At 58.7% G+C, this 12,356-nt stretch carries 9 protein-coding genes; 2 read left to right on the top strand and 7 right to left on the bottom strand.

Annotated features, from left to right (window positions below):
• Positions 1-266 precede the first annotated feature (266 nt).
• Both K8W16_RS02805 and K8W16_RS02800 read left to right on the top strand, forming a co-directional pair.
• The gene (locus K8W16_RS02805) at positions 267-758 is read left to right on the top strand and encodes an NADH-ubiquinone oxidoreductase-F iron-sulfur binding region domain-containing protein (protein WP_304120962.1); all 492 of its coding nucleotides are present in this window, start codon (positions 267-269) and stop codon (positions 756-758) included.
• 2 nt (positions 759-760) lie between these two features.
• Positions 761-2,467 (top strand): [FeFe] hydrogenase, group A, encoded by a 1,707-nt coding sequence (locus K8W16_RS02800; protein WP_304120961.1) that lies wholly within the window; start codon positions 761-763, stop codon positions 2,465-2,467.
• Positions 2,468-2,692: 225 nt separating this feature from the next.
• Here the strand turns inward: K8W16_RS02800 and nifS are convergent, their stop codons facing one another.
• The 7 genes from nifS to K8W16_RS02765 all read right to left on the bottom strand — a co-directional run bounded on the left by nifS (position 2,693) and on the right by K8W16_RS02765 (position 11,838).
• The gene (gene nifS, locus K8W16_RS02795; RefSeq protein ID WP_304120959.1) at positions 2,693-3,871 is read right to left on the bottom strand and encodes a cysteine desulfurase NifS; all 1,179 of its coding nucleotides are present in this window, start codon (positions 3,869-3,871) and stop codon (positions 2,693-2,695) included.
• A gap of 1 nt (position 3,872) precedes the next feature.
• Positions 3,873-4,709 (bottom strand): Fe-S cluster assembly protein NifU, encoded by an 837-nt coding sequence (gene nifU, locus K8W16_RS02790; RefSeq protein ID WP_304120957.1) that lies wholly within the window; start codon positions 4,707-4,709, stop codon positions 3,873-3,875.
• Between the two features lie 224 nt (positions 4,710-4,933).
• On the bottom strand, positions 4,934-6,493 hold the full coding sequence (locus K8W16_RS02785; protein ID WP_304120956.1) for a Ppx/GppA phosphatase family protein: 1,560 nt from the start codon (positions 6,491-6,493) through the stop codon (positions 4,934-4,936).
• Positions 6,483-7,517 (bottom strand): HD domain-containing protein, encoded by a 1,035-nt coding sequence (locus tag K8W16_RS02780; protein ID WP_304120954.1) that lies wholly within the window; start codon positions 7,515-7,517, stop codon positions 6,483-6,485. Before K8W16_RS02780 ends, K8W16_RS02785 begins: the two co-directional genes overlap by 11 nt.
• A 126-nt stretch (positions 7,518-7,643) precedes the next feature.
• Complete coding sequence (gene ppk1 / locus K8W16_RS02775) at positions 7,644-9,767, bottom strand: polyphosphate kinase 1 (RefSeq protein ID WP_304120952.1); 2,124 nt, start codon at positions 9,765-9,767, stop codon at positions 7,644-7,646.
• Between the two features lie 2 nt (positions 9,768-9,769).
• Positions 9,770-11,389, bottom strand: coding sequence for a Na/Pi cotransporter family protein (locus K8W16_RS02770; RefSeq protein ID WP_304120951.1), 1,620 nt, complete (start codon positions 11,387-11,389; stop codon positions 9,770-9,772).
• A 98-nt stretch (positions 11,390-11,487) separates the two neighbouring features.
• Positions 11,488-11,838: a TraR/DksA C4-type zinc finger protein gene (locus K8W16_RS02765; protein WP_304120948.1), complete on the bottom strand. Its 351-nt coding sequence runs from the start codon at positions 11,836-11,838 to the stop codon at positions 11,488-11,490.
• Between the last annotated feature and the right edge of the window lie 518 nt (positions 11,839-12,356).

The following is a 12,356-nucleotide window of genomic DNA, read 5'->3' as shown; positions in this document are numbered from 1 at the left end:
GGCTTTCTCAATATTAACATGGTGTAACGGGGTAAACTTCTCCCGTCAAGCAACCATTATGCACGGAAAAAGACAGCCATTGCGTGCAGGCCAGGAAAAGACCGACACAAAAAAAAATACCGCCCGAAGCGCTTGTGATCTTCTTCACTCCTCGACGCAGGCTTTACAAAACTGCCCCGCCTGGAGTAGTTCCTTGCCTTCGACATTCTGCTTTTATCATGCAACCTCTGATTCTTCTTATCTTTTAACATTTCTGGAACCCCTCAATGGAAAAATCCTCGGAAACGCAGAAGGCTCTGGCCGTTCTTGAAAAATTCACCAGCGATCAGTGCTGCGGCAAGTGTATTTCCTGCCGGGAAGGCACAAGGCAGATGCAACAGATACTCTCGGATTCCCCTTCTCCCTTTCCCGAACCTGAGGAAATGGCCCTGCTTGCCGAACTCGGCATTCTTATCGAGCATACCGCGCGCTGCGGTCTCGGCAAGAGCATTGCCCGACAAGTCATGTCCGTGCTGAACCATCAGGGCGGGGAAGAACGCATCATTGAAGAATACCTGCCCGGCCCCTATCAGGAGCTCATCTTTTTCGATATCGACCCGAAGCGCTGCAAGGGCTGCTCCAAATGCGCGCGCAACTGCCCTGTGCACGCCATCAACGGCGTTGTGAAAAAGCCTTTCGTCATCGACCACGCAACCTGCATCAAATGCGGCACCTGCATGATGAACTGCAAGTTCGGCGCCATTTCCATCAAGGACTGACCATGGGCACCATGACTATTGACGGCATCCGCGTCGAATTCACCGATGAAACCAATGTACTGACGGTTATCCGCAACGCAGGAATCGACCTGCCCACACTCTGCTATGTTTCGGAACTTTCCGTATACGGGGCCTGTCGCCTCTGCACCGTCAAGGACGACGAGGGCCGTTACTTCGCCTCCTGCACAGTCAAGCCTCGCGAGGGCATGAACATCCAGACCAACACGCCGGAGCTCCGGCGTTACCGCCGCACGCTCCTGGAGCTTCTGCTCGCCTCACACGACCGCGACTGTACCACCTGCAACAAGAGCGGCGACTGCCATCTGCAGAACCTCGCCGAGCGTATGGGCGTGCACAGTGTGCGCTTCAAAAGCGTGCAGGAACACCATGAGGTGGACAACAGTTCAAACTGTATCGTGCGTACGCCGAGCAAGTGCATACTCTGCGGCGACTGTGTGCGTATGTGCGACAACATACAGGCAGTGGACGCCCTGGACTTTGCAGGGAAAGGTGTGGCCACACTGGTCACGCCTGCCTACAACCGCCGCCTTGCCGATACCGACTGCGTGGGCTGCGGACAATGCCGCGTAGTCTGCCCTACGGGCGCCATTTCCATCAAAAATGATGTTGAGGCTGTGTGGGCTGCTCTGGCGGATCCCGGTGCACGCGTGGTGGCGCAGATAGCCCCGGCCGTGCGCACGGCTATAGGCGACAGGTTCGGCTTCCCCGCCGGAAAAAATGTGATGAACCGCCTTGTCACGGTGATGCATCGCCTGGGTTTTGCGGAAGTGTACGACACGGCCTTCGGTGCCGACCTTACCGTTGCGGAAGAAGGCAAGGAGCTTCTGGAACGCCTCGCCTCCGGGGAAAAGCTCCCGCTCTTCACAAGCTGCTGCCCCGCATGGGTGCGCTTCTGCGAAAAGAAACATCCCGACTTCATCCCCCATCTTTCCACCTGTCGTTCCCCCATGCAGATGTTCGGCGCGGTACTACGCGCCTGGGACAGGGAAGTACCCGATGAAAAAGGTCGCCGCCTTGTTTCCGTGGCTGTTATGCCATGCACGGCCAAGAAGGATGAAATACTGCGCCCTGAATCCTATACCCTGGGACGGCAGGACGTGGACTTCGTGCTGACCACGGAAGAACTGACCGGTATGATACAAAGCTACGGACTGAACCTGAACGGTGCGGAGAAGGACGCCGCCGACATGCCCTTCGGCATCACCTCCGGAGCGGGCATTATCTTCGGTTCCAGCGGTGGCGTAGCCGAGGCCGTGATGCGCAACCTCATCACCGGACACGACAGGGCGACTCTTGATGAACTTAAGCGCACGGGAGTACGCGGTGAGGCTGGCATTCGGGAATTCACCTTCGAACATAAGGGCCGCAGCATCCGCGCGGCCGTGGTGAGCGGACTGCGCAACGCCGATACGCTCCTATGTGCCATGCGCGAGGGCAAGGCGCATTATGACTTTGTGGAGTTCATGGCCTGCCCCGGAGGCTGCATCATGGGAGGAGGACAGCCCGTTTCCTCATGCGGAGGCTTTTCCAGAGAACGGCGTAACGCCCTCTACGAAACCGATATCAATATGCAGATCAAAAAAACCAGTGAGAACCCTCTGCTCGATACCTTGTACGCCACCCTGCTTAAAGGCCGGGAACATGAGCTTCTGCACAGGAACATGGGAGGAAAGGACAAGCCCGAATAGCGCGCTGCTCCGGGCATATCGCCATGCCGCACCGGATCTCAGCCTGCGAAAAAGCGCTTCGCAGATTTGTTTTTTTGATGAGGATCCGCATCCCCGGCCATGGAAGCTCACCCGAAGCTTCCCTTCCCTCAGAAACATTGCGTACCTGTCCAGCCTGTATAACGCAAAAAGCCCGTTTCCGTTTCGACGGAAGCGGGCTTTTTCATTGTTGTATTGAAGGCGGCGTTACTTCTTCAGAAAAGCCGCAAAGGGAGAAATCTTGCGCAGCTCCTCCACAATGCCGGGCATGACTTCAATCACGCGCTCGATTTCCTCACGGGTATTGTAACGGCTCAGGCTGAAGCGCACGGAGCCGTGAGCATAGTTGAAGGGGACTCCCATGGCGCGCAGCACATGAGAAGGCTCAAGACTGCCGGAGGTGCAGGCAGAGCCGGAACTCGCGCAGATATGATACTGGTCGAGCTGCAGAAGCAGCGCCTCGCCCTCCACAGCCTCGAAGGAAATATTCAGCGTATTGGGCAGGCGGTGAGCCTGATCTCCGTTGATCTTGCAATGAGGTATGGCGGCGAGCAGCCCTTCCTGCAGGCGGTCGCGCAGGGCGGCAACCTGGGTACGCTCCTTCTCCATGTTGGAGGAGGCCAGTTCGCAGGCCTTGCCGAGGCCGATGATGTAGGGCACATTCTCAGTACCGGCACGACGGCCGCGCTCCTGATGCCCGCCCTTCACATAGGGGCGGAAACGGGTGCCGCGGCGGACATACAGCGCGCCTATGCCCTTGGGGGCATGGAGTTTATGCCCGGAAAGTGCAAGGTAGTCGATGGGAAGTTTTGCAAGGTTGATGACTTCCTTGCCCACAGCCTGCACGGCGTCCACATGCAGCTGCACGCCATGGGACTTCACGATGGAGGCCACCTTTTCTATAGGAAAAATGGTGCCCGTTTCGTTGTTGGCGTACATCATGGAAACCAAGGCCGTATCGGGACGGAGGGCGCGCTCAAGCTCCTCAAGGCTGATCTGGCCCTTCTCGTCCACGCCGAGCCACGTCACCTCATATCCCTTGTCCTCAAGATAATGGCCGTAGGCGAGCACGGCGGAGTGCTCCACCTTGGTGGTGATGACATGGCGTTTTTCCGGCTGCGTTTCCGTGGCGGAATACCAAGCTGCATTGTCGGATTCGGAACCGCAGGAGGTGAAAATGATCTCTTCAGGATCGGCGCCGAGTATACCGGCGACCTGTTCGCGGGCAAGGGCCATGTGACGGCCCATCTGGCCGCCGAAGGTGTGCATGCTGGAGGCATTACCGTACAGGGGGCCGAAGGCGGGCAGCATGGCTTCCACTACTTCGGGGGCAACCCGCGTGGTGGCGTTGTTGTCAAGATAGATTACGTCGGTAACGTCGGCCATGTCACGCCTCCACCACGTTGATGGCAGAATCCACCTGTTCGCGCAGGGTTTTTTCCACCAGATTCTTCAGCGTCAGCTGGCTGGCGCTGCACCCGGAACAAGCACCGCGCAGGGCCACCACCACGGTGGTGCCGTCTACGTCCACAAGTTCTATGCTGCCGCCGTCCAGCGCAAGGCGGGGAGCAATGTCTTCATTGATGATGGTCATGACTTTCTGCATGCGCTGCACATTGGTCATGCGGGGCACGGGGCGTATTTCCTGCAGGGGCTTTTCCAGGGAATGGAGCTTGTCGAGGATGGACTGAATGTCGTCCTTGCAGCTGCCGCAGGCGCCGCCGGCCTTGATGAAGTCGGTCACTTCCTCCACGGTGGTGAGGTTGTTTTCCTTCGCCACCTTGATGATCTGAAGGTCGGTCACACCGAAGCACTTGCACACAAGGCGCCCTTCTTCCGCCTGTGCCTTGGAGGGCAGCCCCTTCCAGTGGCGTATCGCATCTTCCAGGGCTTCCTCGCCCATGACGGAACAGTGCATCTTTTCCTTGGGAAGGCCGCCGAGATACTCGGCGATTTCCCGGTTCGTCAGTTTTGCGGCCTCATCCATGTGCTTGCCCTTGATGAGCTCGGTAAGGGCGGAGCTGGAAGCTATGGCGCTGGCGCAGCCGAAGGTCTGGAATTTCGCGTCTTCAATGATGCCCTGGTCGCTGACCTTCAGCATAAGCTTCAGAGCGTCGCCGCAGGCAAGGCTTCCCGCCTCGCCGATGACGTTGGCATCTTCAAGCACGCCGGCATTGCGCGGATGCAGGAAGTGGTCACGGACAGTCTCGGTATATTCCCACATGATTATACTCCTGTGATGCGAAGCCCCTTCCCCAAAAAAAGAATACTTCGCGTTTTCCGTCTACTGGTTCGGTGCAAGGTTAATCACTTTCCGGGCAATGTCCAGAATCGGGGCCGCAAGTTCCGAAAATCCCTTGCCGCGTGCCGCTTATTCCACGCATGGCGAAAATGATGAAAAAAGCCCGGGAACCATGCCCGGGCGTTGAACTTCAGAAAAAAAGAAGGTTACCCTTCCCCCTGCCACAGAACCTGCGTTTTGCCGAAACACTTTTCCATGGCCTTGAAGCAGCGCTTCAGCCTCTCCTGTTCCACAGGGCAGGGGGCCTTGGCCCGGATTATAAGAGCGACGCCTTCCTCCCGGCGCTCAAAAAACGCCTTCGTCACGGCCTGCCTGTGGCTTTTGTCCAGAGCTTCAGCCAGGGAAAGAAAAAGCGCAAGAGGCCGGATCTCCTCCAGCCCTTCTGCGGAAAGCTCCACGCCCGCCCTGTCCTTTTTGGTATAGCCGTAGCGGTGGAACAGCGCCAGTAACGCCATGAGGGAGACTTCCTTCTCTGTGAATCCCAGCATTTCGCTGTTCCGGATAAGATAATGGCTGTGCGCGTTATGCCTGGTGAAGGAAAGGAAAATGCCTATGTCATGCAGAAGGGCGGCATAATACAGAAGCTCACGCATGCGAGCCGGCCCTCTATACAGCCCCTGAGCCCGGGCGTGATCGAAAAGCATGACGGCAAGATTCGCCACATGGTGGGAATGAATCTCCTCAAAACGACAGAGTCGCGCCAGACGCAGCACGCTCTGCCCTTTCACGGAAATCCGTCCCTTATCTTCGAACATGCTCTCGACATAGTCCGCAAGGGCGCCGTCCCTGAGGCCCCGGGCAGAAACCCGCACGGAGCCGAAATTCAGCTCTTCCATGATGGTCTGGAGTATGGCCGCTCCGGGGATGAGTATGCCCGTACGCCTCGGGTTCATGCCCGGCAGCGCCATGCGCCCTTCCTCGTTTCTTTCGCAAAGGGCCTTCACTATGCGCTTCAAGCCCTCAATGCTCAACCTCTCCGGGGTATCGGCCGTTTTTCCGCCCGCTTCCCGGGCCATGGCAACGGCCATTTCCGCAAGGCTCTGTATGGTGCCGGAACTTCCGACAAGCTCGGATGGGGACAGGGCTTCCATGCGCTGCAACGGCAGAACCGCATGGTCGCGCACATATTGCTGCATCTGGGCGTAGCGCTGCGCGCTCACCGGCGAGGAACAGGGAAAAAGCCCGGCAAGGCGCACTGCCCCCAGCTTGAGGGATTCCAGCTCCAGAATATCGCTTCCCTCGGCGACGGAAAGTTCCGTGCTGCCGCCGCCTATGTCGATGAACATGCGCTTGCCCGCGAAAGGCTCCAGAGCCACGGAAACGCCCCGGCAGATGAGACGCGCCTCTTCCCTGCCGGAAATGACGGTGAAATCAAAGCCCGTCTCTCGGCGCACTTCGTCCATGAATTCCTGCCCGTTCTCCGCATCCCGCACGGCGGCGGTGGCAAGCGCCACCACCTCATCCACTCCGTAGGAGCGGCACATTCCCGCGAAGCCGCGCAGAGCGGCCACGGTACGGCGCATGGGCTCAGGCTGGAGCCGGTGTTCCCCGAACGCTCCTTCCCCGAGCCGCACCATCTGCTTCACCTGATTGAGCACACTGGTCACGCGGTTCGATCCTATGCGCACGACGATCATGCGCAGGGAGTTGGACCCCATGTCCAGGATAGCCACCGTGCGTCCGGAGGCGGACTGTTCAGCGTCCATCCCCGTCACCTTCCTTTCCCTGTGTCACATCGAGCTTCCTGTCGAACAGCTTCTCGAAGAGGTCGCCCTTCTTCAGGGCTCTCCGGCACTCCCTGCGGCAGGAGAGGGAGCCGATGCAGACCATATCCACGCTGCGGCGGCGCACCCGCACGCGCACTTCCTCCACCACGGCCCTGTGAGTGAAATCCAGGGCGTCGGCCACACGCAGGAGTGCGGAGGCCCGGGTAAGGGACTGCCTATCCTCCGAAGAAAGCACGGCGAAACGCCTGTGCTTCAGGGAGGGCCAGGCGCGCCGATGATAGCGGGCAAGCAGGGCCACCAGGGGCCTGTCCTTTTCCTCAAGGCCGAAAGAAAGAGAAAGATACGCGTTCTTTTCAATGATTTCCATGCTGCGCTTGTGGTGGCGGCGCTTCCCTCCTACGGCAAAACCGAGGTCATGCCAGAGCGCGGCCTGTGCCAGAATCCTCGCCCAGCGCCCGTCAAGCCCGTGCAGTGAGGAAGCAGACTCAAAAATCCTGAGCAGCAGCCCCGCCACATGGCGGCCGTGACGCACGGACTCCAGAAGGGCCGTGCCGGAGAGCTCCTCACCTGCCCGCTCCTTTTCCGGAAGGCCCGCGCCTTCTTCCCTTGCCCAGAGGAACATCCGCTCCACGGTCTCCTGATCCAGCTCTTCCGAAAAAAGCCCGGCGCGGAGCCTGTCCAGTTCCCCGAAGGGATTTTCTTCCTGATCCGAAGGAAAAGCTTCTTCCCGGGAAAGCTCTTTTTCAAGAGGCACGCTTTCCGCTTCCGGCGCAGGGACGGCCGGCTGTTCCGGGGCCGCTGTCGCAGCCTTCTCCTCAAGGCAGGCGGAAGGCCCGGCGCATTTTTCTTCCGCACCGTTTTCCTGTGCCGCGCTCTCCTCCGCCCCGGAAGGCCGAGCCTTTCCCGGACGGGAAGCCCCCTTTGCCGCGCCTGTGCGCCTTCTGCGCCCGTTCTCCGTGCAGCCGCTCTTTTCCGCCTCTTTTTCCATGACACAATCTCCCATGTTTTCCTGCTCCCCTCCTGCGGGCCCGGGCCATGCGGCCCCCGGAGGGAGAAAATTCATCGCCCGGCGCTTCCTCCGGGCATGTTCCCCGCCACGAGGAATTTCCGCCTTTCAGGGAATCCAGGCTCAGCGTCCGGCAAGGAGCGCTTCCTGCGAATTCACCGCCTCCTGCCCTTCTCCCGGGCGAAGGCGCGCATATTCGCCGGTACCGCCAAGCTCCCAGGCCTGCATATTGTCCGCAAGCTGAAGAAGAAGCACCTCGCTCAGCGTACGGCGTATGTCCTCATCCAGGACAGGGGCAAGCACTTCTATGCGCCTGTCCAGATTGCGGACCATCATATCCGCGCTGCCCAGAAACATGCAGGGATTTCCCCCGTTGCGGAACCAGTATACGCGGGCATGTTCCAGAAAACGCCCCACGATGGAGCGCACCGTAATATTCTCGCTTACGCCGGGAAGTTTCGGACGCAGGCAGCAGATGCCCCGCACAAGAAGCTTCACCTTCACTCCCGCCATGGACGCCATGTACAGGGCGCGGATGATTTTCCGGTCCACCAGCTGATTGCACTTCATGATGATCTCGCCCTCCCCTCCGCGGGAACATACGGCGATCTCGTTCTGGATCTGTTCGATGAGGCGGCGGCGCATACTGACGGGGGAAACCAGCAGGGCCCGGTAATTATCCTTTACGGCATAGCCCGTCATCACGTTGAAAAGGTCGGCAATGTCGGCGCAGATATCGGGATGGCAGGTGAGTATCCCCATGTCGGTGTACATCTTCGCTGTGGAGGCGTTGTAATTGCCCGTCCCTATATGGGCATAGCTCACCACACCCTCCTCTTCGCGGCGCACCACAAGGCAGAGCTTGGCGTGTATCTTCATGCCCACAAAGCCGTACACCACGTTCACGCCTTCGCTCTCCAGCTCTTCCGCCCAGGTGATGTTGCGCTCCTCATCGAAGCGTGCCTTGAGCTCCACCACGGCCGTGACCTGCTTGCCTCGCCTGCGCGCTTCGATGAGCGCGCGCACGATGGGCGAATCGTTGCCCACGCGGTACAGCGTCTGCTTGATGGAAATGACTTTCGGATCTTCCGCCGCCTTCTGCACGAAGTCCGACACGGGGGAAAAACTGTCGTAAGGATGATGGAGAAAGATATCCTGCCGCCGTATGACGCGAAAGAGCGCGTCCGACTGAAGCACAGGCGGCACGACAGGACTGTGGGGAGGCGTCTTGAGGCCCGGCCTGTCCAGCCCGTAAAGGGCCATGAACTGGGCGAAGGCCAGCGGCCCCTTGACACGGTAGACCTGAAAAGGCTTGAGACGCAGCTTTTTGATGAGAAACTCCGAAAGGGCGCCGGACATTCCCCGCGCCGTCTCCAGCCTCACCACGCCGCCGAAACGGCGCTGATCCACCATATCCTGCACGGCTTCCAGAAGGTCGTCGCTTTCATCCTCGTCGATGGTGACGTCGGTATTGCGGGTAATGCGGAACAACCCGCAGTCCATGACGCGGTACCCAGGAAAAAGCAGACCGAGATGCTCCCGAATAAGTTCTTCCAGGGGCAGGATATCGGCGTCGCGCACACTGGCCCTGAGTCCCAGGGAAGCGTAGGTTGTGGCCTCCTTGTTGCGGGGAATGAAGATGAAGCGCGGCACGTTGCTGGGGCAGCGCAGCCTGGCGAAACGGTCGATGCCGTCGCGGCCCTGAAGACGTATGATGAAGTTCAGGCTGAGGTTGGAGATGGTGGGAAAAGGATGCCCCGGATCTATGGCCTGGGGCGTAAGCACAGGGTAGATTTCGTCGCGGAAATAGGAGAGCAGAAAGCGCCTCTGCTTTTCCGAAAGCTCGCCGTAGCGCACGAGGTGTACGTCCTTTTCCCTGAGCTTCGGGGAAAGCTTTTTCATCCAGTGCTCGCTTGCCGCGGCAAGCAGCGCCGAAGCCTTGCGGCGTATTTCCGCAAGCTGCCGGGAAGGACTCATACCCTCGGGCTCCTCACCGCCCGCCCCTTCACGATAGCGGTGCAGAAGCTTGGCCACTCGCACCATGAAGAACTCGTCGAGATTGTTGTGGAATATAGCAAGAAATTTGGTCTGCTCCAGCAAAGGCAGCCTGTCGTCCAGCGCCGTTTCCAGCACGCGGGCGTTGAAATCCAGCCAGCTCAGTTCCCGGTTCAGGTAATATTCCTGGGCCGCAAGATCCACTTTCTTCCGTGCATCCCTCGAGGCCGCTTCCTTTCTCTTCTCAGCCACGGCTACGCCTCCGCACCCTCTTTGCCGATCATGTGATCGGCAATCTTTCTGGAGCGATAGGCGATCTGCTCTATGGCGCCCAGCACGTCGATAAACACGAGCCCTGCCTCGGGCGAGCAATGCCCCGTACTCAGACGCGAGGCATGACTTGCACGAAGCTGCGCTTCCAGATCGCGGATATGGTCGGCCAGTCCGTCGAGTTCAGCCTTATGCTGCGCGGTAAAGGGCTCGGGGCCGAAGGTGGCAGAGGCCAGCCTCACGGCCTTGCGCGCTGCCGTAAAGAGCGTACGGACTTCGGAGAGTGCCTCGGGGGAGAAGTCGTCCCCGCGCTTTTTCTTGTATTCGTAAAAGTCGACAAGACGCTTTCCCTTGTCACCTATGCGCTCCAGGTCGCCTGCGCTGATCACGCAGGATTCCAGCATGGCGGCATCCTTACCGTCGAGGCCGGTCTGCATGATATCCGAGGCATAGGAACGTATGGCGTCTTCCAGATTATCCAGCCTGTCTTCCATCTGAAGGACGTTCTCCTTCTCCTCCTCCTTACGCTCGAAGAACACCTTTCCCGTATGCGAGAGAAGCTCGTCCACCATTTCACCCATGTGGCGACATTCGTGGCGTACCGCGCTTACGGCCACCACGGGCGTGCGCTGGATGAGATTCGGGTCGAGATATATGGCGTCGCGCCTGTCGATGCGTTCCCCGTCAGGAATGATCCTGCGGATGAGAGCGGCGAAAGGCCTGACGAAGGGCAGGAAGATGATGGTGTTGCAGATATTGAAAAGCGTGTGGGCGTTCGCTATCTGATGCCCTATGGAAGAGGAGGAAGCCTCGATGAAGCCTATCCAGAGCGGCATGAGCGGCAGCCAGATGCACACGCCTATGACGTTGAAGAGCACATGCGCCGTACAGGCCTGGCGGGCGGCTCGCCCCGTACCGAGAGCGGCCAGAACGGCCGTGACCGTGGTGCCTATGTTGTCGCCGAAAATGATGGGAATGGCTGCTTCCAGAGGCAGAAGCCCCTGCGTGCCGAGAGCGATGGTCAGGCCTACCGTGGCGGAGCTGGACTGCACGAGCAGAGTGAGCAGCGTGCCTGCGAGAAGGCCGAGGAGCGGATTGTTGCTGAAGGCAAGGAAAATGTCCTGCCTGTCGCGCAGAAAGGACATGGAGCTTTCCATGGTCTGCATACCGATGAAGAGCATGCCGAAGCCGAACAGGCCCTCACCCAGATGCTTGAGCTTTTTTCTGGAAGAACAGGTGAACATGAGAAGCACGCCGAGCATGACGAAAAGATACGCCAGATCCTTGACGCGGAAGGCCAGAATCTGCCCCGTCACAGTAGTGCCTATGTTCGCCCCCATGATGACGCCTATGGCCTGGGTCAGCGTCATGAGCCCTGCGTCCACGAAGCTCACAGTCATCACGGTGGTGGCGCTGCTGCTCTGAATGACCATAGTCACGGCGGTACCTAAAAAAACGCCCAGGACGGGCGTTTTCGTAAACATACCGATGATGTTGCGCAGGCGTTCACCGGCCAGCATCTGAAGGGATTCGCTGATAAGTTTAATGGCGTACAAAAAAATGCCGACGCCGCCCAGAAGCTGCATGGCTGTATAAAAAGACATACTCTCTCTCCGTAATCGTTGGTCTCCTGAAGCTCTCGAGAGTATGCCAGAGCCATGTGACGGCAATATTACAAATCTTTTCCGGGCCGGAACAAAAATCAATCTTCTCCTTCCCCTCCCCTCCTCGCCTCGCCTTCATGCCTGGCCTGGCAGGCGCGACAGCGCACACAGCCCGGCGCAGCAATAAGGCGCGATTCAGGGATGAGTTCCCCGCAGTCCTCACAGTACCGACGCACCTGCGCACCTTCCGCAAGGAGGGCTCGCAGTTCCCTCAGCCTTCTCGCACTACGTTCGGCAAGCGCTTCCGCAAAGCGCACAGCCTCCATGTGCGCGGCGTTGTCGAGCACATCAGGCATGGATTCGGCCTGAAAAAGCCCCCGCAGGTAGTGCAGACGCTCCTTCTCCTCCTCAATTTCGGCATGCAGGCGCTCCAGAAACGCTTGATCCATAGTTACCTCCACTGTCGGGACATGCCCGCGTACGGCTCATGCGAGACCTCCCCTTTCCATAAACCACGCTAGGCTTCAGGCATGCAGAGCACCTCATGCTCCGACGTTTTCCGAAAACCTAGCAGAAGAGAAAGAAAAAAACGATGATACTCTTCCCTTCCCAGAGTCCTATCATCCGAAGCTCTGACTCCGGGCATCACAAACACCGGAAGTACTCCACCTGCCCAACGCCTCCTGCAAGGCGGCCGCACGCCGAGGCCCCGCATTGTCCTGCGGAAACGTAACATCCTCTCCCGGAAAACATGTATCAGAACCATGAATTTTTCATGAACCTACCGTTGCGCTTCTCATCGTGCATGCCGTCTTCCGGGCCGATTGCCTTCTCTTCTAGGCTCAGGACTCATTAGTTGCCAAAAGGGTAAGAAGTTCTTATTGTCGGCATAGGGAGGATGCCATGAAAGAACTTTTTTATCTTTCTCATGAACAGATTGCTCGTATCAAACGCTACTTTCCTCGTT

The sequence above is a fragment of the Mailhella massiliensis genome, from assembly GCF_020741395.1.
Taxonomy (GTDB): domain Bacteria; phylum Desulfobacterota; class Desulfovibrionia; order Desulfovibrionales; family Desulfovibrionaceae; genus Mailhella; species Mailhella massiliensis_A.
Note: the sequence above shows the minus strand (reverse complement) of the source record. Positions and strands in the feature narration are given on the sequence as shown.